General features: G+C 67.3%; 24 protein-coding genes. 7 read left to right on the forward strand and 17 right to left on the reverse strand.

Annotation, left to right across the window (positions count from 1 at the left end):
* Window positions 1-60: 60 nt before the first annotated feature.
* Entirely contained in the window at window positions 61-975 is a 915-nt protein-coding gene (gene ubiA, locus FHW94_RS02640; protein WP_168554219.1) for a 4-hydroxybenzoate octaprenyltransferase, read from the forward strand.
* A gap of 26 nt (window positions 976-1,001) precedes the next feature.
* Here the strand turns inward: ubiA and FHW94_RS02645 are convergent, their stop codons facing one another.
* The 5 genes from FHW94_RS02645 to FHW94_RS02665 all read right to left on the reverse strand — a co-directional run bounded on the left by FHW94_RS02645 (window position 1,002) and on the right by FHW94_RS02665 (window position 7,612).
* Entirely contained in the window at window positions 1,002-1,856 is an 855-nt protein-coding gene (locus FHW94_RS02645) for an MBL fold metallo-hydrolase (protein ID WP_349237423.1), read from the reverse strand.
* A 122-nt stretch (window positions 1,857-1,978) separates the two neighbouring features.
* The gene (locus tag FHW94_RS02650; RefSeq protein ID WP_168554221.1) at window positions 1,979-5,419 is read right to left on the reverse strand and encodes an AAA family ATPase; all 3,441 of its coding nucleotides are present in this window, start codon (window positions 5,417-5,419) and stop codon (window positions 1,979-1,981) included.
* A gap of 49 nt (window positions 5,420-5,468) precedes the next feature.
* Window positions 5,469-6,218, reverse strand: a complete 750-nt coding sequence (locus FHW94_RS02655; protein ID WP_168554222.1) for a thioredoxin domain-containing protein — start codon at window positions 6,216-6,218, stop codon at window positions 5,469-5,471.
* 45 nt (window positions 6,219-6,263) lie between these two features.
* The gene (locus FHW94_RS02660) at window positions 6,264-7,004 is read right to left on the reverse strand and encodes a thioredoxin domain-containing protein (RefSeq protein WP_168554223.1); all 741 of its coding nucleotides are present in this window, start codon (window positions 7,002-7,004) and stop codon (window positions 6,264-6,266) included.
* Complete coding sequence (locus FHW94_RS02665) at window positions 7,001-7,612, reverse strand: DUF721 domain-containing protein (RefSeq protein WP_179504259.1); 612 nt, start codon at window positions 7,610-7,612, stop codon at window positions 7,001-7,003. Before FHW94_RS02665 ends, FHW94_RS02660 begins: the two co-directional genes overlap by 4 nt.
* A gap of 14 nt (window positions 7,613-7,626) precedes the next feature.
* On the opposite strand from FHW94_RS02665, the gene FHW94_RS02670 reads away from it, so the two are divergent.
* The 3 genes from FHW94_RS02670 to nudC are packed head-to-tail and all read left to right on the forward strand — an operon-like array spanning window position 7,627 to window position 11,012.
* A complete protein-coding gene (locus FHW94_RS02670; protein ID WP_168554224.1) occupies window positions 7,627-8,727 on the forward strand; it encodes an A/G-specific adenine glycosylase in 1,101 nt (366 codons plus the stop codon).
* A gap of 45 nt (window positions 8,728-8,772) precedes the next feature.
* Complete coding sequence (locus FHW94_RS02675; RefSeq protein ID WP_168554225.1) at window positions 8,773-10,086, forward strand: serine hydrolase domain-containing protein; 1,314 nt, start codon at window positions 8,773-8,775, stop codon at window positions 10,084-10,086.
* Window positions 10,083-11,012, forward strand: a complete 930-nt coding sequence (gene nudC / locus FHW94_RS02680; RefSeq protein ID WP_168554226.1) for an NAD(+) diphosphatase — start codon at window positions 10,083-10,085, stop codon at window positions 11,010-11,012. Before FHW94_RS02675 ends, nudC begins: the two co-directional genes overlap by 4 nt.
* Window positions 11,013-11,042: 30 nt before the next feature.
* On the opposite strand, the gene FHW94_RS02685 is transcribed toward nudC, so the two are convergent.
* Together FHW94_RS02685 and mgtE are read right to left on the reverse strand one after the other, a co-directional pair.
* On the reverse strand, window positions 11,043-11,450 hold the full coding sequence (locus FHW94_RS02685) for a DUF1489 domain-containing protein (protein ID WP_168554227.1): 408 nt from the start codon (window positions 11,448-11,450) through the stop codon (window positions 11,043-11,045).
* 21 nt (window positions 11,451-11,471) lie between these two features.
* Window positions 11,472-12,872, reverse strand: coding sequence for a magnesium transporter (gene mgtE / locus FHW94_RS02690; RefSeq protein ID WP_168555423.1), 1,401 nt, complete (start codon window positions 12,870-12,872; stop codon window positions 11,472-11,474).
* 163 nt (window positions 12,873-13,035) lie between these two features.
* On the opposite strand from mgtE, the gene FHW94_RS02695 reads away from it, so the two are divergent.
* Window positions 13,036-13,491, forward strand: a complete 456-nt coding sequence (locus FHW94_RS02695) for a peptidylprolyl isomerase (protein WP_168554228.1) — start codon at window positions 13,036-13,038, stop codon at window positions 13,489-13,491.
* Window positions 13,492-13,640: 149 nt separating this feature from the next.
* Window positions 13,641-15,185, forward strand: coding sequence for an acetyl-CoA hydrolase/transferase family protein (locus tag FHW94_RS02700; protein WP_168554229.1), 1,545 nt, complete (start codon window positions 13,641-13,643; stop codon window positions 15,183-15,185).
* A gap of 125 nt (window positions 15,186-15,310) precedes the next feature.
* Here FHW94_RS02700 and FHW94_RS02705 read toward each other — a convergent pair whose 3' ends face one another.
* From FHW94_RS02705 to FHW94_RS02720, 4 genes are all read right to left on the reverse strand, one after another.
* On the reverse strand, window positions 15,311-16,192 hold the full coding sequence (locus FHW94_RS02705; protein WP_168554230.1) for a LysR substrate-binding domain-containing protein: 882 nt from the start codon (window positions 16,190-16,192) through the stop codon (window positions 15,311-15,313).
* A complete protein-coding gene (locus FHW94_RS02710; protein WP_168554231.1) occupies window positions 16,192-17,145 on the reverse strand; it encodes a hemolysin family protein in 954 nt (317 codons plus the stop codon). The genes FHW94_RS02705 and FHW94_RS02710 overlap by 1 nt, the downstream gene beginning before the upstream one ends.
* 26 nt (window positions 17,146-17,171) lie before the next feature.
* Entirely contained in the window at window positions 17,172-17,666 is a 495-nt protein-coding gene (gene ybeY / locus FHW94_RS02715; protein WP_168554232.1) for an rRNA maturation RNase YbeY, read from the reverse strand.
* A 172-nt stretch (window positions 17,667-17,838) separates the two neighbouring features.
* Window positions 17,839-18,885: a PhoH family protein gene (locus tag FHW94_RS02720; RefSeq protein ID WP_168554233.1), complete on the reverse strand. Its 1,047-nt coding sequence runs from the start codon at window positions 18,883-18,885 to the stop codon at window positions 17,839-17,841.
* Between the two features lie 319 nt (window positions 18,886-19,204).
* Between FHW94_RS02720 and FHW94_RS02725 the strand changes: the two genes are divergently transcribed.
* On the forward strand, window positions 19,205-19,513 hold the full coding sequence (locus FHW94_RS02725) for a hypothetical protein (protein ID WP_168554234.1): 309 nt from the start codon (window positions 19,205-19,207) through the stop codon (window positions 19,511-19,513).
* Window positions 19,514-19,594: 81 nt separating this feature from the next.
* Here the strand turns inward: FHW94_RS02725 and miaB are convergent, their stop codons facing one another.
* The 6 genes from miaB to tsaB form a co-directional block, all read right to left on the reverse strand.
* Entirely contained in the window at window positions 19,595-20,917 is a 1,323-nt protein-coding gene (gene miaB / locus FHW94_RS02730; protein ID WP_168554235.1) for a tRNA (N6-isopentenyl adenosine(37)-C2)-methylthiotransferase MiaB, read from the reverse strand.
* Between the two features lie 75 nt (window positions 20,918-20,992).
* Entirely contained in the window at window positions 20,993-21,847 is an 855-nt protein-coding gene (locus FHW94_RS02735) for a lysophospholipid acyltransferase family protein (RefSeq protein WP_168554236.1), read from the reverse strand.
* 7 nt (window positions 21,848-21,854) lie between these two features.
* Window positions 21,855-22,277, reverse strand: a complete 423-nt coding sequence (locus FHW94_RS02740; protein WP_168554237.1) for a Fur family transcriptional regulator — start codon at window positions 22,275-22,277, stop codon at window positions 21,855-21,857.
* Window positions 22,278-22,527: 250 nt separating this feature from the next.
* Window positions 22,528-22,986 carry a MucR family transcriptional regulator gene (locus tag FHW94_RS02745; protein WP_168554238.1) on the reverse strand — a complete coding sequence of 153 codons (459 nt, stop codon included), beginning with the start codon at window positions 22,984-22,986 and terminating at the stop codon, window positions 22,528-22,530.
* Between the two features lie 173 nt (window positions 22,987-23,159).
* Window positions 23,160-23,627: a GNAT family N-acetyltransferase gene (locus FHW94_RS02750; protein ID WP_168554239.1), complete on the reverse strand. Its 468-nt coding sequence runs from the start codon at window positions 23,625-23,627 to the stop codon at window positions 23,160-23,162.
* Window positions 23,628-23,651: 24 nt separating this feature from the next.
* Complete coding sequence (gene tsaB / locus FHW94_RS02755; RefSeq protein ID WP_168554240.1) at window positions 23,652-24,326, reverse strand: tRNA (adenosine(37)-N6)-threonylcarbamoyltransferase complex dimerization subunit type 1 TsaB; 675 nt, start codon at window positions 24,324-24,326, stop codon at window positions 23,652-23,654.
* Window positions 24,327-24,331 lie beyond the last annotated feature (5 nt).

Below are 24,331 nucleotides of genomic sequence, written 5' to 3' on the forward strand. Positions count from 1 at the left end.
GTCCCCTTGCGGGCCCATCCCCTTGCAGCCAAGCTCAAAGCGGCGCAGGAACCGGTGGGCATGACCACCGCAACCGACCAGATCGTCCCCGACAGCGAGCATCGCGGCCTTGTCGCGCGCCTGCCGCAACCCTTGCGCGATTATGCGTTGCTGGCCCGGCTGGACCGGCCGATCGGCTGGTGGCTGCTGTTCTGGCCTTGTGCCTGGGGCGTGTTCCTGGCCGGCGGCGCGCGGCAATGGCACCTGGTGGCGTGGATGCTGCTGGGTTCTATCGCCATGCGCGGGGCAGGCTGCGTCTACAACGACATCGTCGACGCTGATCTCGACGCGCAAGTGGCGCGCACCGCGCAACGCCCGGTGGCCAGCGGCCGCGTGCGCAAGAAAGCGGCCTGGGCCTGGCTTGGCCTGCTGGCCGCCGTCGGCCTTGTCGTGTTGCTGCAATTGCGCTGGCAGGCGCAGATCGTGGCGCTGGGCAGTCTGGCGCTGGTTGCCGCCTATCCGTTCATGAAGCGGATCACCTGGTGGCCGCAGGCCTGGCTCGGCCTGGTCTTCACCTGGGGCGCGCCCACCGGCTGGGTGGCGGTGAGCGACACCGGCCTGGGCGCCCTGGCCGCGCTCTATGCCGGCGCGATGTGCTGGTGCATCGGCTATGACACGATCTACGCGCTGCAAGACCGCGAGGACGACGCGATGGTCGGCATCCGCTCCAGCGCGCGGGCGCTCGGCAACAAGGTGAAGCCCGGCGTCACCGCGTTTTACGCCGCCGCCGTGGCACTCTGGGCGCTGGCGTTGTGGCTGGTCAGGCCCGATCCGCTGGCCCTGCTCGCCCTCTTGCCGGTGGCGCTGCACCTTGGCTGGCAGGCCTTGAGCCTGGAGGTTGACGATGGCGACAATGCCCTGGCGCGGTTCCGGTCGAACCGGACGGCAGGGTTTCTGATGGCGCTGGCGTGCCTGGTGGTGGGGAGCGCGGGGTAGGGCATGTCACGACCCGCGTGCCGCAATCAGTTCGGCCGCGGCTCCACCGGGAAAACGATGAAATCGGCCTGCACGACCTTGACCGGCGTGTCGCCCATGCCGTCCACCACCTTCACGAGTTCGGCAATCGCGGCCGGGGATAGGGCCAGGCCGTGTTCGGCCGGATGCGTGGGTGCTTCGTTCGGATAATCCAGGCCCGGCGTGGTGGTCATCTCGATATGGGCGCCCAGCAGGGCGCGGATCGGATGCGTTTGCGCGAAGGTGGCCAGGCGGTGGGCACTGGCGCGGAATTCGGCGAAGTGGTTTTCCGGCACATAGAGCCGGCCAGGATAGAGCATGTCCCCGGAAAACAGCAGGCGGGTGCGCGGGTCATAGATCATGACATGCGCCGATTGGTGCCCGGGCGTGGGAATGGCGCGCAGCACGCGGCCGCCCAGGTCCAGCGTGCCGATGCCGTTGGGCCAATCGGCGACGTGGAACGCGCTGGCCACGTCGGTCGGGGCGAGGCCGACCACGGTGGTATCGGGCCGGCCGGCGAATTCGCTGTCACCGGCGTGGTGGTCGCCATGGCTGTGCGAATGGGCCACGGTCAGGTGCAGTGGGCGGCCGCCATGGGCCTGGCGCCATTGCGCGATGACCTTTTCCACCGTCGGCCGCACGGCAAGCCCGCCGGCACCGGTATCGATCAGCAGGGCGCCCTTGTGACCGAACAGCAGATAAAGGAACGGCGCTTCGAAATTGGTCTTCACAGATTGGCGGATGACGAAGGTATCGGCGTCGATCGCCTGGACCTGGGTTTGCGGCTCGCTCGCCGTGGTGCCGTCGATCCAGTGCGCGAAGGGCGGGGGATTGAACGCCGGGGCGGGGGCTGCCCCGATCAAAGCGAGGGCGGCGATCGCAAATGCGGGGCGAAAACGGCGTGCGGCATCCATCCTGCCCTGATGCCACGCGCCCGCGCGCGCGACCATGACGGCGCGCGCCCGCGTTGTTGATCCTCCGCGCCTCAAACCGCGCTGGCGAGCAAGTCTTCCGCCCCGCCCAGGTCCACGCTGACCAAGCGTGAGACGCCGCGTTCCACCATGGTTACCCCGAACAGGCGGTGCATCCGGCTCATGGTCACCGCGTTGTGCGTCACGATCAGGTAGCGCGTCTGGGTTTCTGCCACCATGGCATCGAGCAGGTCGCAGAAGCGTTCGATGTTGGCATCGTCGAGCGGGGCATCCACTTCGTCCAGCACGCAGATCGGCGCCGGGTTCGTCAGGAACAGGCCGAAGATCAGCGCGACGGCGGTGAGCGCCTGTTCGCCCCCCGAAAGCAGGGTCAGCGATTGCAACCGCTTGCCCGGCGGCTGGGCCATGATTTCCAACCCAGCTTCCAACGGGTCATCGCTGTCCACCAGCGCCAGATGGGCTTCCCCGCCGCCGAACAGGCGGGTGAACAGGCGGCGGAAATGGCCATCCACCGCTTCGAACGCGGCGCGCAGGCGTTCGCGGCCTTCGCGGTTGAGATTGCCGATAGAGCCGCGCAGGCGATTGACTGCTTCGGCCAGTTCCGCCTGCTCGGCCAGGCTTTCGGCCTGGCGGGCTTCGGCCTGGGCCAATTCATCGGCGGCCACCAGGTTGACCGGGCCAATACGCTCGCGCTCGGCCACGAGGCGCTCGTGCGCGGCGCTTTCGGCACTCGCTTCGCCCACTTCGGCGCCGGCAAAGGCAAAGCGTTCGGGCAGCAGTGGGGGCGGGCACTGAAAGCGTTCGCCGGAAATGCCGGCCATTTCCTGGCGGCGCTGGTCTTCATGGGTGGCCTTGGCACTGGCCGTGGCACGTGCTTCACGCGCAAGGGCGAGCGCTTCGTTGGCCTGGGCCAGGGCCGTATCGGCCGCCTTGCCTAAGCTCTCGGCCTTGGCCAGCGCAGCCTCTGCCGCGGCGAGTTCGCGGGCAAGGCGGTCGCGGATCGTTTCGCCCTGTTCGATCTCGGCGATCAGGCCCGCAGGCTTGGCCGCAGCGATCGTGCGTTCGGTGGCCAGCTCGTCTGCCCGGCCCGCCATCTGCGCCAGCCGCTTGGCGGCATCGCCAGCGCGGGCCTGCCAGTTGCGCACGTCGGCCTTCATGCCACCCAGCCGCTCGTGTCCCACGGCAAGACCCTGTTCCAACGCGGCATGGGCGGCCATCGCCTGTTGCAGGCTGGCGTGCGCGGTTTGGTGCGTGGCGCGTGCGGCATCGACCGTGGCGCGCCCGGCGGCCGGATCGGGCAGGGCAGCGTGGCGGGCCTGCGCCGCCTCCGCTTCGGCCTGCGCAGCCTGGATCTGCTGCGCCAGCATGGTCTCCTGGCGGGTGAGATCGGCCGCGCGTGCGTCGCGCTGGGCGCGGGCAGCTTCGGCCTGGTCCAGCGCGCGTAGGGCGCTGCGCTCGGCTTCGGCGGCCTGGCCAATGGCGCGCTCCACTCCGCTCCATTCCGCCTGGACCTGGGACAGCCCGTCGCGCGCGGCATCGTGGCTGGCCTGTGCGTCCTGCACCGCCGCTTCCAGCGCGGGGCGGCGCGCTTCGAGTTCGGCGAGGCGGTTGTCCGCCTCCAGCGCGGCGGCCTCTGCCGCGCCTTCGCCACGCGCGACAAAGCCGTCCCAGCGGCGCAAGTGCCCCCCACGCGTGACCAGCCATTCGCCCGGACCCAGCGGCTGGCCCTCGTCGGCGTCCACCGCGCGCACCAGCGCCAGCCGGGCAGCCAGTTCGGGCGGATAGGTCGGCACATGGTGCAACAGCGCATCGGGCAGTGGTTCGGGCGCGTTGGCCCCGGTCCAGAAGCGCCCTTCGCCCGCTTGCGGGGCCGGGCCCAGTGGCGCCATGGCATCGCGGCCCAGCACGGCGGCCAGGGCGCGTTCCCAGCCTGGCGCCACGCGGCAGCCGGAAAGCGCCGCCGGCCCGCGCCCCCGTGCGGCTGCGGCCTTGGCGCGGGCGGCCTTGTCGCGGGCCAGGGCCTCGGCCTCGCGCGCCACACCCGCCAGTTCGGCCCGCGCCGTGGCCAGGGCATTGGCGGCAGCATCGCGTGCCTGGGTCAGGCTTTCGCGCGTAGCGGTCAATTCCTCGCGGCGGGCACGCTGGCTGGCGAGAGTGGCGGCCGCTTCCGTGCGCCGCCGCTCCGCCTCGGCCAAGGCCAGGGCGGGATCGGGTTCGCTCGCCAGCGCTGCCTGCTGGGTGGCAAGGCGCTGCGCTTCGGCTTCAAGCCTGGCAAGGGCCGCCTGCGCGGCAGCCAGCGCGGCCTGGGCCACGCGCCAATCGGCTTCCACCCCGGCCTGTTCGGCTTGCGCCTGGGCCTGGGCCAATTCGGCAACGCGCGCGCCGCGCTCGGCATCGTCCAGCGCGGCGGCCAGCAGCGGCCGGCGCGCCTCGTCGGCCAAAAGCGTGGCTTGCGCGGCTGCCAGGTCGCTTTCCAGGCGGGACAGGGCCTGGGCCGCCTGCGCGGTAAGCTGGTCGGCTTGGGCGCGGTCTTCGGCAATGGAGCGCAACTGCCGGTCGATGTCGGCCACGCGCTGCTCGGCCGCTTCCAACTGGGCGGAAAGGGCGGCCATGCGCTGCCCGTGGGCAGAAGCGTCCTGGCGCCGGTCGAACAGTTCCTCGCGCGTGGCGGCAAGCGCCGTGGCGGCGCCGTGCTGCGCGCCCTGGGCGGTGACGGTGGCGGCCTGGGCGCCGGCCACGGCCGCTTCGGCGCGGGCCGCTTCGTCGCGCGCGGCCTGGGCGGCAGCGGCGGCATCGCGCCAGCGGGCAAAGACCAGCCGCGCTTCGGCCACGCGAATGCGCTCGGTCACGGCCTTGTAGCGTTCGGCCGAGCGGGCCTGGCGGCGCAGCGTGGCGATCTGCCCGTCCAGCCCGGCCATCAGGTCTTCCAGCCGGGCGAGGTTCGCCTCGGTCGCGCGCAGCTTCTGCTCGGCGTCGCGGCGGCGCACGTGGAGGCCGGCGATGCCCGCCGCCTCTTCCAGCATCATCCGCCGCTCGGCCGGCTTGGCGGCGATCACGGCGGCGATGCGCCCCTGGCTGACCAGCGCCGGGCTGTGCGCACCGGTGGCGGCATCGGCAAAGATCAAGGCCACGTCCTTGGCGCGCACGTCGCGGCCGTTGACGCGATAGGCCGAACCGGCGCCGCGCTCGATCCGGCGCACCACTTCCAGTTCGCCGCCCCACTGGTCGTCCGCGTCGGTTTGGGCGGTCAGGGCCACTTCGGCAAAGGCGCGGGCGGGGCGGCTGGCGCTGCCGGCAAAGATCACGTCGTCCATCCCGGCGCCGCGCATGGCCTTGGCCGAAGCCTCGCCCATGACCCAGCGCAGCGCTTCGAGCAGGTTGGACTTGCCGCAGCCGTTGGGGCCGACCACGCCGGTCAGCCCCGGTTCGATGCGCAGTTCGGCCGGCTCGACGAAACTTTTGAAGCCGGCCAGTTTCAGCCGCTGGAAATGCATTGCCCCCGGTCCCCCAATCCCTGCACGACCAGCCCCCGCCGGCGCAGGATCAGCGCGCGCCGGCGCGCTGCAGGATCGGTTCCAGCTGTTCCCAGGTGGCCACGTCCACGTTCTTGCCATTGACGATGAACGTGGGCGTGCCGGTGATGGTGTACTTGTCACCCGCGGTCTGGGTGTCGCTGGCCAGCGCTTCGGCGGTCTTGCTGTTGGCAAGGCACGCGTTGGCCTGGTCGCGCGAAATGCCGCGCGCGCCGAAGAAATCGATCAGGCCGCCCTTGTCGGCCATCACGCCGAACATCTTGGCCGGCGGCAGGTTCATGCCCTGGATTTCCTTGGCAGCGGGCTGCAGCTTTTCAAAGATGTCCTTCTGGTTGGCATAGACCTGCTGGGTCAGCGCAAAGAAGCTTTCCGGCGCGCCGCAGTGGGTCAGCATGGCCATCGTGGTGTCGAACGGATCGCGCACGAAATTGCGGAATTCCAGGCTTACCCGGCCGCTGTTGACATAGGTGTCGCGCAGCTTGGGAAAGCCCTTTTCCTCGAACTCGGCGCAGTGCGGGCAGGTGAGCGAGCCGAATTCGATCAGCTTGATCGGCGCATCGGGGTTGCCCATGACATAGCCGCCTTCGGCGGTCTTGCTGACCACGTCGCTCCACGCCTTGCCGGCGGGCGCGGCCACGGTGGGCAGGGCGGCGGCGGTTTCGGTCGAAGGGCCTGCGGCATCGTCCTTCTTGCTGCAGGCAGCAAGACCCAGGGTGAGCGGCAGAGCCAGCAGCGCAAGGCGGGTATTGGCAAATTTCATCGCGTGGTTCCCGTGTGATGGGGCAGTAAACCGGTGGGTGGCCGATCAGTTCATGCGGGCTTCGAGCTGCGGCTTGAGCGCGGCCCAGCTGGCTGTGCCGGCCAGCGGCAAACCATTGATCATGAAGGCAGGCGTGCCTTCAACATAGTCCTTGTCGGCCGCTTCCTTGGTGCCGGCGGCCAGGCGATTGGCCAGGGCTTCGTCAGCCAGGCAACGATCGGCGGTGATGCGGCTCACCCCGCGCGAAGCCATCATGTCATAGAACTTGAAATCGCTGGCAATGGCGCGGGTGCGGCTGGCCAGCGGGCCGGTTATCCAGCGCTGGCGCTGGGCCTGGCTGGCGGTCATTTCCAGGCCGATCCAGTCTTCCTGACGCGTCAGGAACATGAGGTGCGTCTGCCAGAACTGGGCCGGCGCCACGCAATGGGTGAGCAGGGCCACCGTCAGGTCGATCGGGTCGCGCACGAAGTTGCGCACTTCGATCGAACCTTTGCCGGGCGCGATGAAGCCCAGGCGCAGCTGGCCATCGGCTTCTTGGGTGAAATGGGCGCAGTGCGGGCAGGTATAGCTGATGTATTCCACCAGCTTGACCGGGGCATTGGGATTGCCCAGCACGAAGCTGTCACGTGGCGTGCGCACCACGGTCTGGTTCCAGTTGCGGCCGGCCGGGGCGGCCGGCGCCTTTTTCGGCGGGGCAGCCAGGGCCGGGTTCGTGGCGAACATGCCAAGGGCAGCGGCAAGCGAAAGGGCCAGCGCCCTGGCAGCGGAACGAAGTTTGATGGTCACTTCCGATTGTCCCTGTTGTCCGTGTCTTGTCTGGCGCTGGCTTCACCCAGAGAGCGGGCCAGCGATTCGAGCACCGCGCGCAATTCCGGATCGCCGATGGCGCGCAGGCTGTCACCCAAGTCCATCGGTACCGGCTTGAGTGAGGGCGGCGCCAGCGGCGCAGGGCCTGTCGGGCGCGGCGCCTGAACCACGCCTTGACGCAGTTTCACCTTGGCCACGGCGCGATAGCCGAAGAAGCGGTTCACCCGCTCCATGATCTCGGGCACGACGTGCTGGATCAGCGGGGCATGGGCCGGCGTCACCACCAGTTGCAGGATGCCGTCAGATTTTTCGCCCGGCGCAAAACGGATCGATTCGGGCATGCAGTGGCGGGCATGCGCGGTGCCGACGATTTCGGGCCAGCGGGTGACGACCGAGCTTTGCACGAAGCCGAAGCGGCGGAATGCGGTACGCCCGATGGCGGGCATCAGGTCGGCAATCTGGCGCGCATCGCCGCCGCGCTTGCGCTCGAACGCCTTGGGCGCAGGCTTGCTGGCTGCGGCCTTGGGGGCGGCCTTTCGGGCAGGACGTGATTTTGGCGGATCGCTTTCCATCTTGGCGCCTGCCATGCCATAGCGGCGCCATGCAAGCCAGTGGCCATCCTGACGATTTCCCCGCCCGCAACACGGAAACCGGCGATGGCGTGGCACCTGCGCTACTGGGCTGGTACGATGCCAATGCCCGGCGCCTGCCCTGGCGCAGCCATCCCGGAACGCCCGCGCCCGATCCCTATCGGGTGTGGCTGTCCGAAGTGATGCTGCAACAAACCACGGTGGCCGCCGTCGGCCCTTATTTCGAGAAATTCACCCGCACCTGGCCCACGGTGCACGATCTGGCCGCGGCAGACGACGCGACGGTCATGGCTGCCTGGGCGGGGCTTGGCTATTATGCCCGTGCGCGCAATCTGCTGGCCTGCGCCCGCGCCGTGGCGCAACTGGGCGCCTTTCCCGATAGCGAAGATGGATTGCGCGCCCTGCCGGGCCTGGGGGCCTATACCGCCGCAGCGGTGGCCGCGATCGCGTTCGATCGGCGCGCGGTGGTGGTCGATGCCAATGTGGAGCGCGTGGTGGCGCGGCTCTTTGCCATCGATACGCCGCTGCCCGCTGCACGCCCGGCGATTCGCGCCGCCACCGATACGATCACGCCCGCTGCCCGTGCCGGCGATTTTGCCCAGGCGATGATGGACCTGGGCGCCACGATCTGCACCGTGAAGGCGCCGCGCTGCCTGCTGTGCCCCTTGCGTGGCGCGTGCCGCGCCGAGCGCGAGGGCCGGGCCGAAACGCTGCCGGTCAAGGCGGCCAAGAAAGCCAAGCCGCAGCGCCAGGGCCGCGCGTTCTGGATCGAACGGACCGGCCCGGACGGCGCGGTACAAGTGCTGGTCGTGACGCGGCCGGACAAGGGCATGCTGGGCGGCATGCGCGCACTGCCCGACGATGGCTGGAGCGCGCGGGCCGATGGCCATGGCCAGCCGCCGCAGGATGGCACGTGGCGATCGGCGGGGGTGGTGCGCCACGGTTTCACCCATTTCGATCTCGATCTGCAATTGATGGTGGGCGAAGGCGGTTCTGCCGCTAATATCCCCGGCGCTCATTGGTGGCCCCGCGCCGACATGGAAAATGCCGGGTTGCCAACGGTTTTTGCCAAGGCGGCGCGGCTGGCGCTGGCCGGTGCGCAAGAGGTTTGAAGAAAGGGTTTGCTCGCGATGCACGATGGCCAGATGCACGATGGAATGACACTTCCGCGAACCCCGGCGCTCAGCCGCCGCGCTCTGTTGGGTGGGGCAGGCATGCTGGGCGGCGGCCTGCTGCTGCGGCGCTGGGCCCATGCCGCGCCCACCGATCCGCGCTTGCCCGCCCTGTCTGCCTTGCTTGATGACTACGTCGGCTCTGGCAAGCTCGTGGGTGCCGTGGCCACGCTGGGCTGGGGGCAGGGCGCCCCCGAAGTGGTGGCGCGGGGCGTGGGCACGCGCGGTGACGCACGCGCCCTGGACGAGAACAGCCTGTTCCGCGTCTATTCGATGACCAAGCCGATCACCGGCATGGCCGCGATGATGCTGATCGACGAGGGCAAGCTCAAGCTTGACCAACCGATTGCCGATTTCCTGCCGGGCTTTGCGCACATGAATGTGCTGGTCGATCCGGCTGGCCCGGTGGACAAGGTGGTGCCGGCCACGGCGCCGATCACCGTGCGCAACCTGCTGACCCACACGGCTGGCCTGGGCTATACCATCGTGCAGACCGGCCCGATCCGCGAGGCTTATGCCGCAGCGGGCATCACCCCCTATGCCGTGAGCCGCGTGCCCGTGCCCGGCTTTGGCGAATCGCATCCCGCACCCAGCCTGGCCGCCTTTGCCGACAATCTCGCCAAGCTGCCGCTGGTCTATCAACCCGGCACGCGCTGGTCCTATTCGGTCGGCCTCGATCTGATGGGGCGGATCATCGAGCTGGCCTCGGGCCAGGATTTTGCTTCGTTCCTGCAAGCGCGGCTGTTCGATCCGCTGGGCATGGCCAGCACCGGCTTCCGCCTGGCGCAGGCCGACGTGGCGCGGTTCACCACCAATTATGCCGTCGCCAACGGCCGCCTGCTGCCGATCGATGTGGCCGCCAACTCGGTCTATCTCGATCCGCCGGCTTTCCCCTTTGGCGGGGCCGGGATGATCAGTAGTCCACGCGATTATGACCGCTTCCTGGCCATGCTGCTGGGCGGCGGGGTCTTTGCCGGCAAGCGGGTGATGAGCCAGCGCGCGGTGGACCTGGGCACCAGCAACCTGCTGCCGGCCACCGCCAGCACGGCGGGCACCTGGATTGCCGGGCATGGTTTCGGGGCCGGCGGCCGCGTGGGGCTGGGCGAATCGGCCGGCACTTATGGCTGGTCGGGCGCGGCCGGCACGATCGCGTTCATCAGCAAGGTGGGCGGGGTGCGCGCCGGGTTCTTCACCCAATACATGCCCAGCACCGCCTATCCGTTCAGCGATGCCTTTCCCCAGGCCGTGCGCAGCGACGTGCGCGCGCGGCTGCTCGCCCAACACAAGGTTGCCGCATGACCGATACTGCCACGCTGACCGCCGGCTTGCACAAGGCCTTGCCGCCGATTGCCTATGCCGGCAATCCGCTCGACCGGGCCGATGCCGTGCGCACCGATCCGGCGCGGCTGGCGGCGGTGCAGGCCGCGGCCGGCGCGCGCCTGCTGGTGCTCGATGGCCTGTCACCGGAATTTTCGGCCGAGGGCGGGCTGGTCTGGGCGCCGCTTGCGGCCGCGCCAGAGGGGGCCGATCTCGTGTTCCTGGGCCTTGATCCGCAGGGCCACGGCTGCTTTGCCGCGGTCGCGCCTGCCCTGGGCGGCAGCACGGCGCCCGCCGCGCCAAACTTGCGCGCCATGCTCGATGCCATGCCGGCAGCAGACCTGGCGATCTATGGCGGCGCGCGCAGCCTGGTCGATTGGCATGCCCGCCACCGGTTCTGCGCGCGCTGCGGCCATGCCACGCGCGCGGCCAAGGGCGGGTGGCAGCGATCTTGCACCAATGCCGCTTGCGGGGCGGAGCATTTTCCGCGTGTCGATCCGGTCACGATCATGCTGGTCGAACACGATGGTCGGCTTCTGCTGGGGCGCCAGCCGCGCTTCCCCGCCGGGCGCTATTCCGCGCTGGCCGGGTTCGTGGAACCGGGGGAAACCGTGGAAGAGGCCGTTGCCCGCGAGGTGCTGGAAGAAGCAGGCGTGCGCGTGCGCGACGTGCGCTATGTCGCCAGCCAGCCCTGGCCCTATCCCTCGTCGCTGATGATCGCCTGCCACGCCCTGGCCGACGATCCGGCGATCGCGATCGACCATGCCGAACTGGAAGACGCGCGCTGGTTCACCCGCGCCGAAGTGACCGCCGCGCTGGAAGGCCGGCCCGATGCCCCGTTCGGGGCGCCCACGCATACGGCGGTGGCGCGGCACCTGCTGGAATGGTGGATGGTGGCGCGGGGATAGGTTGCGTCAGGCCTCGCAAGCAACCCCGCTTCAAACCAGTCCCAGCTTGGCCAATTCCCCGGCAATCTCCGCTGGCAAGACATCGCCCGCTTCGCCATCGCCCAGATCGGCCGGCGCATCGCCTGGTTCCAGATAGCGCCAGCCCTGGTGCGCGCGGCGCGGCTTGGGCACCACGTCGATCAGGCGGGTGGACACCAGGATGTTGGTGCGGCCGCCTTCGGCCTCTTCAAAGCCCAGGATCTCGCTGCGGGCGACGAGCTGATGCTTCAAGATCCAATAGAGCGAGCCGCCGATCATCTCGGCATGGCGGCGGGGGCAATTGCGCGTGGTCAGGCGCGCCACGCCATCGGCACCGTGCCGCCGCCCGGCGGAAAACCATTCGTGGACTTCGGCCAGCGATTGGGCGCCATAGGCCACCTTGGTCATGTGCAAGGGCATTTGCAGGTCTTCCGATCGGTATCAGGCGGCAAGTCCGGTAACGACCGCCAGCCCCAGGAACGAGAAGAACCCCATGACATCGGTCGCCATCGTGACGAATACGGCCGAAGAGACAGCCGGATCCACACGCAGCCGATCGAGCGTGACGGGAACCATGATTCCGGCCAGCCCGGCCACCAGATTGTTGATGACCATCGCCGCCGCGATCACCGCGCCCAGATGCGGGTTGCCGAAGATCAGCGTGGTGCCCACCCCGATCAGCACGCCCAGCGACAGCCCGTTGGCCAGCGCAATGCGCAATTCGCGCAGGATCATGCGCACGGTGTTGGAACTGGTCAGCTGGTTGGTGGCAATCGCGCGCACCACCACGGCCAGGGTTTGCGTGCCGGCGTTGCCCCCCATGCCCGAAACGATCGGCATCAGCACGGCGAGCAGGGCAAAGCGGGCGATCGCGCCCTGGAACAGGCCCACCACCGACGCGGCGATGATCGCTGTGCCCAGGTTCACCACCAGCCACGACAGGCGCGTGCGCACGGTCAAGGCGATCGGCTCGTTGATGTCGCCGTCGCCCGCGCCCGAAAGACGCAGGATGTCTTCGCTGGCTTCTTCCTGGATGATGTGGACCACGTCGTCCACCGTGATCTGGCCGACCAGGCGGCCACTGTCGTCCACCACGGCGGCCGAGATCAGCGCGTATTTCTGGAAGCGGAGGGCCACTTCCTCCTGGTCCATGGTCACGGGAATCAGCGTCTGGTCGCGCTTCATCACATCGGCCAGGGCCACGCTGCGCGGCGCGCGCAGCAGCCAGGACAGCATGCACGTGCCCACGGGGCGGTGCTTCACGTCAACGATGAACACTTCCCAGAATTCGGTGGCAAGGTCATCGTCGTCGCGGCGCAAGTAATCGATCAGGTCGCCCACGCTCAGGTGTTCGGGCACCGCGATCACGTCGCGGCTCATCAGGCGGCCGGCGGATTCTTCCGGGTAGGACAGCGCGCTTTCGATCGCTGCGCGGTCTTCCGGCTCCATCTCGGCCAGGACCGCAGCCTGGTCTTCCTCGTCGAGATCTTCGATCAGGGCGACGGCGTCGTCCGTCTCCATCTGCTCGGCAAGATCGGCAACTTCGTCCGGCTCCAGATCGTCGACCAGCGCATCACGCACCCAGTCGTTCAATTCGGCCAGCACTTCCGACCCCAGAAGGTCGTTGATCGCGCGGGCGAGCGGCGCCCGATATTCCTGCTCGATCAGCTCGAACAAGTCGGCAATGTCGGCCGGGTGCAGCGGCTCGACCAGGTTATAGACGGTTTCCTGGTCGGCCTCGTCCAGCGCTTCGGTCACCTTGCGCAGGAACGAGGGGCGCAGCGTGTTGTCTTCCTCGTCCAGCTCCTGCGAATTGCGCACAGGATCGGGCGCCGCCACCATCACGGTGTCGGTGTCGATCTGCGGTTCGTCGTCCCGGTGCGCGGCTTCATCCATCATGGGCCGGGATAGGCGATCATCCGGCAAATGCAATGATGCAGTGCAGCGTGACTTTGCCGGCAGATTGCCTATATCGGCGGCATTGTTTGCCAAGGAAGAGTGGTCGATGTCTGAAGAAAAACTGGTCCTGTCGCTGGATTCGGGCGATGTGGTGATCAAGCTGCGTCCCGATCTGGCCCCCGGCCACGTGGAACGCATCAAGGAACTGGCCTCGGAAGGCTTTTACGATGGCGTGAAGTTCCACCGCGTGATCCCCGGCTTCATGGCGCAGGGCGGCTGCCCCCAGGGCACCGGCATGGGCGGCTCCGACAAGCCGGACCTCAAGGCCGAATTCAACGACCAGCCGCACGTGCGCGGCGTGTGCTCGATGGCCCGCACCAGCTATCCGCACTCGGCCAACAGCCAGTTCTTCATCTGCTTTGACGACGCGCGCTTCCTCGATCGCCAATACACCGTGTGGGGCGAAGTGGAGAGCGGCATGGACCTGATCGACGCGCTGCCCAAGGGCGAGCCGCCGGCAAACCCGGGCGTGATCCGCAAGGCGACCGTTCAGGCGGCCTGAGCCAGAGCGACGATCGGGCGCTGTCTCGGTTCTGAGACGAAACCTGTATCATATCAGGGAAAGGCGGGGCTGGTCCCCGCCTTTTTTGCTGCCGGAATGGGCACATCGGCCTAGGGGCAAGGGCAGACCGAACCCGAGAGGAGCCCCCCATGAACGCCCCCGTTTCGTCAGCACCCGTTTCCACCGCGCGCATTGCCCATCCCGATTATCGTGCCCGCCTGATGAGCGCGGACGATGCCGCAAGCCTGATCGGCCCTGGCGCGGTCGTGGGGATGAGTGGCTTTACCGGCGCGGGCTATCCCAAGGCGGTGCCCCAGGCCCTGGCGCGGCACATGGAAGCAGCGCACGCGGCGGGCGATCCCTATGCCATCAAGGTCTGGACCGGCGCTTCCACCGGCCCCGAACTCGATGGCGCGCTAGCGCGGGCCAAGGGCATCGATTTCCGCCTGCCCTACAATTCCGATCCCTTGGTGCGCGAACAAATCAACGCGGGCACCGTGCAGTATTTCGACATGCACCTGAGCCAGGTGGCGCCGGTGGCCTGGCAGGGCTTCCTCGGCCCGCTCGACGTGGCGCTGTTGGAAGTCTCGGCAATCCTGCCCGATGGCAGCGTGGTGCCGTCCTCTTCGGTGGGCAACAACAAGACCTGGCTGGACCGCGCGGGCAAGATCATCCTGGAGGTCAATTCCTGGCAGCACGAAGCGCTGCACGGGATGCACGACATCTATTACGGCACGGCGCTGCCGCCGCACCGCCAGCCGATCCCGCTGACCCATCCCGATGATCGCATCGGCCAGCCCACGTTCCGCATCGATCCGGCCAAGGTGGTGGCGGTGGTTGCCACCGACACGCCCGATCGCAATGCCCCGTTCAAGGCGCCTGACGATGCCGCCCGCGCCATTGCCGGCCATCTGCTGGCGTTCCTGGAGCACGAAGTCACCGTGGGCCGCCTGCCGCGCAGCCTGCTGCCGATCCAGTCGGGCGTGGGCAATATCGCCAATGCCGTGCTGCACGGGCTGATGGACAGCCCGTTCGAACCAATGACCGCTTATACCGAAGTGCTTCAGGACGGCATGCTCGAACTGCTGGCATCGGGCAAGCTGGCGATGGCTTCGGCCACGGCCTTTTCGCTCAGCCCCGATGCGGCCGAAGCGCTCAATGCCGAAATGCACCGCTACCGCAATCGCATCGTGTTGCGCCCGCAGGAGATTTCCAACCACCCCGAACTGGTGCGCCGCCTGGGCTGCCTGGCCATGAACGGCATGATCGAGGCCGATCTCTATGGCAACGTCAACTCCACCCACCTGATGGGCTCGCGCATCCAGAACGGCATCGGCGGCTCGGGCGACTTTGCGCGCAATGCCTATATCTCGATCTTCATGGCGCCTTCGGTGGCCAAGGGCGGGGCGATTTCCACGATCGTGCCCCAGGTCAGCCATGTCGACCATATCGACCAGGACGTGCAGGTGATCGTCACCGACCAGGGCCTGGCCGACTTGCGCGGGTTGGCGCCCAAGCAGCGCGCGGAAAAGGTCATCGCCAACTGCGTCCACCCGCTCTACCGCGACCAGCTGGCCGATTACTACGCACGTGCCCTGCGCGATTCCTATGGCAAGCATTCGCCCTCGCTGCTGCGCGAGGCGTTGTCATGGCACCAGCGTTTCGTCGAAAAGGGCACGATGCTGGCGGGGTGAGGGGGTGCCCCTCTGTCGGCCTGCGGCCGCCACCTCCCCATCGGGGATGGGGAGGAATTTCCGGTTCCTCCCTGCCGAAGGCGGGGAGGGGGACCGCCGTGAAGCGGTGGTGGAGGGGCGTGGGCCTAAAGCCCCGCCTTCAGCATCCAATCATGGAACAAGCGCACCGGGCGCGATTGTAGCGCGCGCGGGCGGCAGACGAACCAGTAGGAATAAGGGCTGTCCACCTCGATGTCATAGACCCGGGCCAAGCGGGGATCGTGGCTTCGGCTAAAGTGATCGTCGTGCATGATCGCGATGCCCAGCCCTTGCGCGGCGGCTTCCAGGATCAGCTGGCCCGAATCGAAATGGTCGATCGCCGCCGGTTCCAGCGCTTCCAGGTGCAGCGTGCGCTTCCACGCTTCGAAGCTGGCAGGCAAGTCGTTGTGGACCAGGAACGTCTGCTTGGCGAGCTTGGCCATGTCGGGCCGGTCGCCCAGTTCCTCGGCCAGTTGCTTGCTGGCGATGGCATAGACGCGGTTGTGATCAAGCCGCACCGAATGCAGCGTGGCATCGGGCCCTTCGGAAAGGACGATGGCCGCGTCGATCGTATCGCCCAGCTTGGTTTCCGCCGCGGTGGAGCTGTCGATGTCGATATGCAGTTGCGGGTGCAGCTTGCGCAATTCGCCCAGGCGCGGGAACAGGCGCTGGCTGCCGAACAGCGGCAGCACGCCCAGGCGCAGGCGCATGACCTTGCCGGTGTCGATCATGCGGTCGATCCGGTCGGCCATCTCGTCGATCAGCGGGGCCACGGCATCATACAGCGTCTGCCCGTCTTCGGTCAGCTTGAGCGCCTGGTGCTTGCGCTCGAACAGCGGCTTGCCCACGAATTCTTCCAGTGCCGCCAGCCGCCGCGACAGGGCCGAGGGGCTGAGCGCCAGTTCCGCCGCCGCCGTCTTGGCAGATCCCGCGCGCACCACGCGGATGAAGGCTTCCAGCGAACGCAGCGGAGGCAGGCGGCGGATCATCAGGCGTCTTCTTCTTCTTCGGCAAGGGCAGTGGAGGGGGCATGCAGGCGGATGCGGGTCAGGCGGCGTTCGTCGCCCCCGGTCACTTCCAGGCGCCAGCCGGATTCGTGTTCCAGCACACGGCCCACCGGCGGCACTTCGCCGGCCAATACCACGGCAAGGCCGCCGAGCGTGTCGACATCTTCCTCCACTTCGGCAAGGCGCGGGTCGATCGTTTGCGCCACGTCTTCCAGTTCGGCGCGCGCATCGGCATCCCAGGTATCGGGATCGAGCTGGTTGAGCAGCACTTCGGGCGCGTCGTCGTGCTCGTCTTCCACGTCGCCGACGATTTCCTCGACCAGATCCTCGAACGTCACGATCCCGTCGGTGCCGGAATATTCGTCGATCACCACGGCCAGGTGGGTGCGGCTGCTGCGCATGTCGGCCAGCACGTCGATCGCGCCGCGTGCCTGGGGCACGAACAGCGGCTGGCGCATCAGCGTGGTCCAATCGGCCGGCGCGGGCGCGCCTTTCAGGGCCATGTCCGCCAGGAACGGGAACACGTCCTTGATGTGCATCATGCCCTGCACTTCATCGAGCGATTCGCCATAGACCGGCAGGCGGCTGTGGCCATGCTCGGCAAAGGCGGCGACCACCTCGGCAAAGGTGGATGAGGCCGGAATGGCGATGATCTGCCCGCGCGGGATGGCGACATCGTCGGCATCGCGTTCGCTGAAATGGAGCAGGTTCTTGAGCATCTGGCGTTCCACCGGCACCAGGTCGCCATCGGCGCCCTCGATGTGGCCGGGTTCGTGCTCGTGCTCTTCGATCGCTTCCTCGATCTGCGCCCGCAGCGATTGATCATGGTCGGGCCCCTTGAAAAAGGCCTTGATCACGCGCCACAGCGCGCCGCTACTGTCTCCTTCGCCAGAACGGCCTTCGCCGCTTGGCCCATTGCCCTCGGGCACGGACATCGTTCCTTTCCCCGTTTCAGAAACCATCATGCATATGGGTCGGCCAGGCCCAGCAAGGCAAGCGCCTTCCGCTCCAGGTCTTCCATTTCCTCGGCCTGGGCCTCGCCCTCTTCGTGATCGTAGCCAGCCAGGTGCAGCAGCCCGTGGACCACCAGGTGGGTGGCGTGGGTTTCCACCGAAACACCCTTTTCGGCCGCCTCGCGCGCGCAGACGCCCTGGGCCAGGATCAGGTCGCCAAGCATGCCCGGCGCGCCTTCATCGGCTGCGGCACGCAGCACATCCTCGCGGGCAAGCATCGGAAACGAGAGGACATTGGTCGGCTTGTCCTTCGCCCGCCACTGCTTGTTGAGTGCGTGCACTTCCTCGTCGTCGGCCAGGACCAGGCTGACCAGCAGGTTGGGATGCGCCAGTTCGGGTGCCACCTTGGCGGCCGCTTCGGCGGCACGGTTGGCCAATGCCTCCCAATCGGTGGCGTCTCCCCAGATGGGATCGATGTCGATTTCCAGAATCGGCGCGGTCATGCGGGGGCCTGTACAATTGGGGGGAGGCGATTCGCTTTGGCATGGTGGCGCAGGGTGCGCCAGCCGCCATGTGCAAAAAATGCAATATCGGCCTCGCGCGAGGTTTCCACCACCCCCTCGCCCCCTCCTCTTCAGGGGAGCGGGTTGGGTGTGGTGGAGCCACAGCGCAAGATCAGGCCTCGTTCCCCTCATAGGCTTCCACGATCCGCCCCACGATCGGGTGGCGCACCACGTCGGCGCGGCTGAAATGAACCACGCCGATCCCGTCCACGCCCTCCAGCCGGCCCACGGCATCGGCCAGCCCGCTGGCCGCCACGCCGCCGGGAAGATCGACCTGCTTGGGATCGCCGCACACCACCATGCGGCTGTTCTGGCCAAAGCGGGTGAGGAACATCTTCATCTGCGCCGGCGTGGTGTTCTGCGCTTCGTCCAGGATGACAAAGGCATCGGCCAGCGTGCGCCCGCGCATGAAGGCGATAGGGGCAATCTCGATTTCGCCGCTGGCGATGCGCCGCTCCACCTGTTCGGGCGGCATGCAGTCATAGAGCGCATCGTAGAGCGGGCGCAGATAGGGATCGACCTTTTCCTTCATGTCGCCCGGCAGAAAGCCCAGCCGTTCGCCCGCTTCCACTGCCGGACGCGACAGGATCAGGCGCTGTACCGATCCGGTCATCAACTGGGCCACGGCCTGGGCCACGGCCAGGTAGGTCTTGCCGGTGCCCGCCGGCCCCAGGGCAAAGATCACGTCGTTCTTCACCAGCGCCTGCATATAGGAGATCTGCGTGGCCGAACGCGGCACGATCGTCTTGCGGCGGGTGCGGATCATGATCGGCGGGGCATTGCCGGGCGTGCCGGTGATGATGCCTTCCAGGGTGGGTTCCGCGCTCATCGCAATAAGGGACTCCAGTGCGCCGCTATCGATTTCGTGTCCGGTGTTGAGGCGCTGGTACAGGCCCTTGAGCACGTCGCGGGCGCGGGCCACGGCGTCTTCTGGCCCTTCGATCAAGACCTTGTTGCCGCGCGCGGAAATATACACGCCCAGGCGGTTTTCGATCTGCACCAGGTTGGTATCGAACTGCCCGAACAGCGCACCCAGCATCGTCTGCTCTTCAAATTCCACTTCCACGCGCGCGCGCCGTGGACTTTCCGGCCTGGCCCCGGCCCTTGCCCCGGCATCTCCGGTTATTCCGGCACGGTGCCCGGGGCGGTCGAAGGTCATGTCGCGATGCGCCTCTTCGTGGGCGCGGGGGAATTTGCGAGCCATGGGATGGGGTTTTCGCGCTCCTTTCATCGAACTCTCTATGCAAGTGTAAGGTGTGATCGGCGCGGTGCAAGCGCCGCAATCGTAAAATGCCTGTCATAGGTAACGAGACCGCGACACTTTGCTGCCAGGGCACGACAAACCTGAGCGGTTTCTTGCGCAATCCTTCGGCACGCGTTCAGCCGCTGCGCGCCATAACCGCTTCATGGCCGACGGACACGCCAAGGCGCTCTGCCCCAAGTGTCTGCCAACCTCGGCCGATCAAGGAGTTACCCCCATGCGCAAGTTCGTCCTCGCCATTGTCGCTGCCGCCGTTCTCGCTCCCGTGGTTGCCCCGGCCATGGCCAATGCCCAGCCGGTCCAGACCCCCGCAGTTGCCGCCGCCCGCCACGAAGTGCGCCATGACCGCGCCGAATTCCGCCACGATCGCGAACGCCTGGCCGTCGCCCGTGCGCATGGCAACGAACGCGCCGCCCGCGTTGCCCGTCACGAAGTGCGCCACGACGCCCGCGAACTGCGCCATGATCGCAAGGTGATGCACCACAAGATCCGTCACGCCTACCGCCACCATCACCACCATGGCTGAGGCCTGGCGCTGAGCTGACAAAGCAAAGGCCCCCGTCGCGTGATGCGGCGGGGGCCTTTTCATGCCGACAAGCGCCGGCGTTCAGGCCACCAGTTGGCCGGCGAGCGAATTGGGCCCTGCTTCCACCAGATCGACCGTGACGAGATCGCCGATTGCCACCTCTCCGGTGAAATGCACCGATTGCAGCCAGGGGGACTTGCCCAGCCACTGGCCGGGATGGCGCCCGCGCCGTTCCACCAGAACCTGGCAGCGCCTGCCCACGCTGGCCTGGTTGAACGCGGTGGCATCGCGCACCAACGCGGCCTGCAGCCGTTTCAGCCGCTCGTCCATGACCTCGGCTGCGACCTGGCCGTCCATCGTCGCGGCCGGGGTGCCGGGGCGGGGCGAATACTTGAAGCTGAAGGCCTGGGCATGGCGCACCGTGGCGACCAGATCGAGCGTGTCCTGGAACTCGGCCTCGGTCTCGCCGGGAAAGCCGACGATGAAATCGCCCGACAGCGCGATGTCGGGCCGGGCGGCGCGCACGCGATCGAGGATCTTCAGATAGCTTTCCACCGTGTGGCTGCGGTTCATCGCCTTGAGCACGCGATCGTTGCCCGCCTGCACCGGCAAGTGCAGGAACGGCATCAGCTTGTCGATCTCGCCATGCGCGGCAATCAACCCGTCGCTCATGTCGTTGGGATGGCTGGTGGTATAGCGGATGCGCGCCAGGTCCGGCTCTGCCGCCAGCACGCGGATCAGGCCGTCCAGGCCGATGGCGCGGCCCTTGTCGTCCTGCCCGCTCCAGGCATTCACGTTCTGGCCCAGCAGCGTGATCTCGCGCGCGCCACCGGCCACCAGCAGCTTGGCTTCCTCCACCAGATCGGTGAACGGACGCGAGATTTCCGCGCCGCGCGTATAGGGCACCACGCAATAGGTGCAGAACTTGTCACAGCCTTCCTGCACGGTCAGGAACGCGCTGGGGCCGGAACGGCGGCGCTTGGGCAGCGCGGCGAACTTCGCCTCGGCCGGCATATCCGTTTCGGTGCCGCTCTTGCCTGCGGCAGCGTCGGCCACCATGTCGGGCAGGCGGTGATAGGCCTGCGGCCCCACCACGACCTTGACCGACGGCGCGCGCTTCATGATTTCCTCGCCCTCGGCCTGGGCCACGCAGCCGGCCACGGCGATCAGCGGCACGCTGCCATCGTCCCGGCGCAGGCGGCCGATGTCGGAATAGACCTTTTCGGTGGCCTTTTCGCGGATGTGGCAGGTGTTGAGCACGACAAGGTCGGCGCCATCGCGTTCTGCGGTCGCAGTCATGCCTTGCGCGGTCAGCAATTCGGCCATGCGCTCGCCGTCATAGACGTTCATCTGGCAGCCGAAGCTCTTGACGTGAAACGTCCGGGGGGGATTCTCTGCGGGCATAAGCCGCGCCCCATAAGGCAATCGGGCGGCAATTGGAACTGTCTTGCGCGCGTGCGAAGCCCCCCGCCAGCCGCATCATGCCGCGCGGTCGTGCTTCTCGCGGCTATAGCCCACTTGTGGCACGTCCAGGTGGAACGGGCGCAGCGGCTTGCCCAGGTTGCGTTCCATGGCGGGCACGATGCGGTTGCGCGCTTCGGCGGCAATCGCCTTGCGGCCGGGGAAATCGCGCGGATCGAACGGGTCGAGGAAATGGATGTCGAGGCGGAACGCGCCGCGCCGGGCAAGGATGCGCATGGCATTGGCCATGCCGCCCTCGGTGCCGATCCAGCCGATCCATTCCGCCACGGCGCCATAGTCGAGCACCACCGGCTGCACCAGCACGCCGGGCGGCGGCGGTTCCAGCACGCGCAGCATCGAGGTCTTGAACGGCAGCAGCGATTGCCCGTCGGTGGTGGTGCCTTCGGGGAAAACCGTGATGGCCCAGTTGTCGGCCAATGCCTCGCGCAGGCGGTTGATCTGTTCGGCCACGCCCAGGCGGTCTTCGCGGCTGACGAAGACCGTGCGGTTGAGCCGCGACAGCCAGCCCACCACCGGCGACTGGCCGATTTCAGCCTTGGACACGAATGCAGTGCCGCTCGCGCCGCCCAGCGCCAGGATATCCACCCACGACAGGTGGTTGCTGATATAGAACACGTCGCGCCGCAGCGGCGTGCCGTGGACCCGCACCCGCGCCCCGCACAGGCGTGCGGTCAGGTACAGGAACACGCGCGGCAGCGGGGAGCCGTAGTGGATGGTGCGCCACACATAGTGCAGCGGCACGCAGACCAGCAGCGTCAGGATGATGCCAAGGGCACGCCAGAAGATGCGCAGCTTGCCCAGCGCGCCGATGGGGGAACCGCGTTCCGGTCCGATGCTGCGGGGGCGGGGCATGGGAGGATCAGCTCTCTCGGCCGAGCTTCACGCCGTAGAGTTCCATGCGGTGATCGACCAGGCGATAGCCCAGCTTTTCCGCGATCTGCCGCTGCAACTGTTCGAGTTCGGGATCGACGAATTCGATCACTTTGCCGGTTTCCACGTCGATCAGGTGGTCGTGGTGCGCTTCGGGTGTCGCTTCATAGCGGGCGCGGCCATCGCCGAAATCATGGCGATCGAGAATGCCGGCCTCTTCGAACAGGCGCACGGTGCGATAGACGGTGGCGATCGAAATGCGCGGGTCGCGGGCAGAGGCCCGCTCGTGCAGCTTTTCCACATCGGGATGATCCGTGCTTTCCGACAGCACTTGCGCGATCACGCGGCGCTGGTCGGTAATGCGCAGGCCACGTTCGGCGCAAAGGGCTTCGAGATCGATCACTCGGTGCACGCTGTTCTCGTCATTCTGATTGCTTCGCCACCCATATAGGGGAATTGGCAGGGCTTGTTAACCGGCCAAGCGGCCAGAACCGCAGGGGCCGTGGCAAGGCGCTGTGGAAGAGCGCAAAATCGATCACCCACGGCCCAATTCAAGCAACCTTTCCGGCATGCAAAAGCCCGGCGGACATGCAGCGCCATGCGCCACTGCCCGCCGGGCCGAAATTGCCGGTAGGCGAGCCGGAAACGGCCCGCACACCCGATCAGGCCGTTGCAGCAGCCTTGCGACCGCGCTTGGCGGGGGCAGGGGCAGCGGCCGGCTTGCGACCAAGGCCAATCTTCTTGGCCAGTTCGCGGCGCTTTTCGGCATAGGCCGGGGCAACCATGGGATAATCGGCCGGCAGGTTCCAGCGGGCGCGATACTGTTCGGGCGTCATGTTGTAGCGCGTGGCCAGGTGACGCTTGAGCATCTTGAGCTTCTTGCCGTCTTCCAGGCACACGATGTGGTCGTTCTTGACCGAAGCGCGGATCGAAACGGCAGGTTCGGGCGCGGGTTCGGCCACGGGTTCCGACGGCTTGAGGCCGGCGAGCGCCGAATAGACATTGGAAATGAGGACCGGCAGGTCACCCACCGAGACGCTGTTGTTGCTCACATGGGCGGCAACGATGTCCGAGGTTAGCGTGATCAGGGTTTCACGCATATCATTTTCGATATCACTCATTGCGATCCGGCTTTCGTTCTATGTTGCTGTGCGACACGTTTTGACGGCAGCCCGACTAGTCAGGCGCGTGGCCTGTCTATACGCCATTGTATTCGAGAAACAACCACAGGATGCTACGGTATTCGACAAAATGACCGAAATTTCACAAAATGCTGATTTGCCAAAATTTCAAATCACAGTCTTAGTTCCTGGCTGATTGCTGCAATCCTTTCGCCCGCCGTGCTGCGATAGTAACCCGGTCTAATTCCAATGGGTTGGAATCCGTGCTTGCGATATAGATAGCCGGCCGGATTGCCTTCGCGCATTTCCAGGAAAAGCCGCGTCATGCCCAGCTCGCGCGCTTGGGCGATAAAACGGGTCAGAAGCGAGTCGCCCAGGCCGCGCCGGCGGTATTGCGGTGCAACAGCGAACAGCAACAGTTCTTCTTCATCGAATATACTGCGCGACAAGAAAAAGCCGGCCGTCGATTCCGCGTCTAGAGGATATTCGCTGCCATCGGCACCGATCAGGCCATAGCGAGTGCGCCCAATCAGCAAGGCATCGCCCACCTGCCGGCGATTCCACGCTTCGCCATAGTCGGGGGGAAAAGCCGCGGTCATCACGGCCATGATCCGGTCGAGATCGTCCACGGGTGCCGTCATGCCGGCTTCGTCACGCCAAGGCCATCATGCGGGCAGGGCAGCAGCCGCGGCGGGCAGGCGCGCATCGGGCGCCCGGCCATAAGCTGGGGCTGCGCCATCGGACAGCAGACCCGGTGCGAGCAGGCCGGCACTGCGCGCATCAGGCCACAGCGCGCGCGCTTCCACGCCGGGCCGCGCCGCGGCGCAGGCATCGGCCTGGCTGCCGGCAACCAGCGGTGCGGCAAGCCGCGCCAGCACGTCTTGCGGGGGCAGGGAAACCAGGGGGGCCAGCGGCTGGCCCGCGGCATCGAACGGACGGAAGAACCATTCGCCGTGGCCGCCGGTCATGACCACATCGACCGGGGTGGGGCTGTCCTGCCCGGCGTGCGCCATGGCGGCCACCAGGGCCAGGCTCTGGTAACCCAGAACCCGGGCGTTCCAGGCCAGGGCCAGTGCGCGCGCTGCGGCCAGGCCGACACGGATGCCGGTAAAGCTGCCCGGCCCGCTATCGACCCAGATCGTGCCGGCGCGCCCCTTGTCGGGCAGGGCGGCGATCATCGGCACCAACCGTTCGGCATGGCCGCGCCCGAGCATCAGGCATTCGCCGGCCAGCAGCACATCATCTTCGAAAAGTGCCACCGAACAGCTTTCGGTGGCACTGTCGATCACCAGTCGGCGCCTGTTGAACCAAGCAGGGTCGAACGGAGCGGGATCGGCCATCGTCG

The organism is Novosphingobium sp. SG720 (genome assembly GCF_012275365.1).
In the GTDB taxonomy this organism is placed as follows: Bacteria; Pseudomonadota; Alphaproteobacteria; order Sphingomonadales; family Sphingomonadaceae; genus Novosphingobium; species Novosphingobium rhizosphaerae.

What these genes read in the sequence shown, in the direction of transcription:
- ubiA (WP_168554219.1), top strand. Translation starts at nt 61, where the DNA reads ATGACCACCGCAACCGACCAGATCGTCCCCGACAGCGAGCATCGCGGC.
- FHW94_RS02650 (WP_168554221.1), bottom strand. Translation starts at nt 5,419, where the DNA reads ATGCATTTCCAGCGGCTGAAACTGGCCGGCTTCAAAAGTTTCGTCGAG.
- FHW94_RS02655 (WP_168554222.1), bottom strand. Translation starts at nt 6,218, where the DNA reads ATGAAATTTGCCAATACCCGCCTTGCGCTGCTGGCTCTGCCGCTCACC.
- FHW94_RS02665 (WP_179504259.1), bottom strand. Translation starts at nt 7,612, where the DNA reads ATGGCAGGCGCCAAGATGGAAAGCGATCCGCCAAAATCACGTCCTGCC.
- FHW94_RS02670 (WP_168554224.1), top strand. Translation starts at nt 7,627, where the DNA reads ATGCAAGCCAGTGGCCATCCTGACGATTTCCCCGCCCGCAACACGGAA.
- FHW94_RS02675 (WP_168554225.1), top strand. Translation starts at nt 8,773, where the DNA reads ATGACACTTCCGCGAACCCCGGCGCTCAGCCGCCGCGCTCTGTTGGGT.
- nudC (WP_168554226.1), top strand. Translation starts at nt 10,083, where the DNA reads ATGACCGATACTGCCACGCTGACCGCCGGCTTGCACAAGGCCTTGCCG.
- FHW94_RS02685 (WP_168554227.1), bottom strand. Translation starts at nt 11,450, where the DNA reads ATGCCCTTGCACATGACCAAGGTGGCCTATGGCGCCCAATCGCTGGCC.
- mgtE (WP_168555423.1), bottom strand. Translation starts at nt 12,872, where the DNA reads ATGGTGGCGGCGCCCGATCCTGTGCGCAATTCGCAGGAGCTGGACGAG.
- FHW94_RS02695 (WP_168554228.1), top strand. Translation starts at nt 13,036, where the DNA reads ATGTCTGAAGAAAAACTGGTCCTGTCGCTGGATTCGGGCGATGTGGTG.
- FHW94_RS02700 (WP_168554229.1), top strand. Translation starts at nt 13,641, where the DNA reads ATGAACGCCCCCGTTTCGTCAGCACCCGTTTCCACCGCGCGCATTGCC.
- FHW94_RS02705 (WP_168554230.1), bottom strand. Translation starts at nt 16,192, where the DNA reads ATGATCCGCCGCCTGCCTCCGCTGCGTTCGCTGGAAGCCTTCATCCGC.
- FHW94_RS02710 (WP_168554231.1), bottom strand. Translation starts at nt 17,145, where the DNA reads ATGTCCGTGCCCGAGGGCAATGGGCCAAGCGGCGAAGGCCGTTCTGGC.
- ybeY (WP_168554232.1), bottom strand. Translation starts at nt 17,666, where the DNA reads ATGACCGCGCCGATTCTGGAAATCGACATCGATCCCATCTGGGGAGAC.
- FHW94_RS02720 (WP_168554233.1), bottom strand. Translation starts at nt 18,885, where the DNA reads ATGACCTTCGACCGCCCCGGGCACCGTGCCGGAATAACCGGAGATGCC.
- FHW94_RS02725 (WP_168554234.1), top strand. Translation starts at nt 19,205, where the DNA reads ATGCGCAAGTTCGTCCTCGCCATTGTCGCTGCCGCCGTTCTCGCTCCC.
- miaB (WP_168554235.1), bottom strand. Translation starts at nt 20,917, where the DNA reads ATGCCCGCAGAGAATCCCCCCCGGACGTTTCACGTCAAGAGCTTCGGC.
- FHW94_RS02735 (WP_168554236.1), bottom strand. Translation starts at nt 21,847, where the DNA reads ATGCCCCGCCCCCGCAGCATCGGACCGGAACGCGGTTCCCCCATCGGC.
- FHW94_RS02745 (WP_168554238.1), bottom strand. Translation starts at nt 22,986, where the DNA reads ATGAGTGATATCGAAAATGATATGCGTGAAACCCTGATCACGCTAACC.
- FHW94_RS02750 (WP_168554239.1), bottom strand. Translation starts at nt 23,627, where the DNA reads ATGACGGCACCCGTGGACGATCTCGACCGGATCATGGCCGTGATGACC.
- tsaB (WP_168554240.1), bottom strand. Translation starts at nt 24,326, where the DNA reads ATGGCCGATCCCGCTCCGTTCGACCCTGCTTGGTTCAACAGGCGCCGA.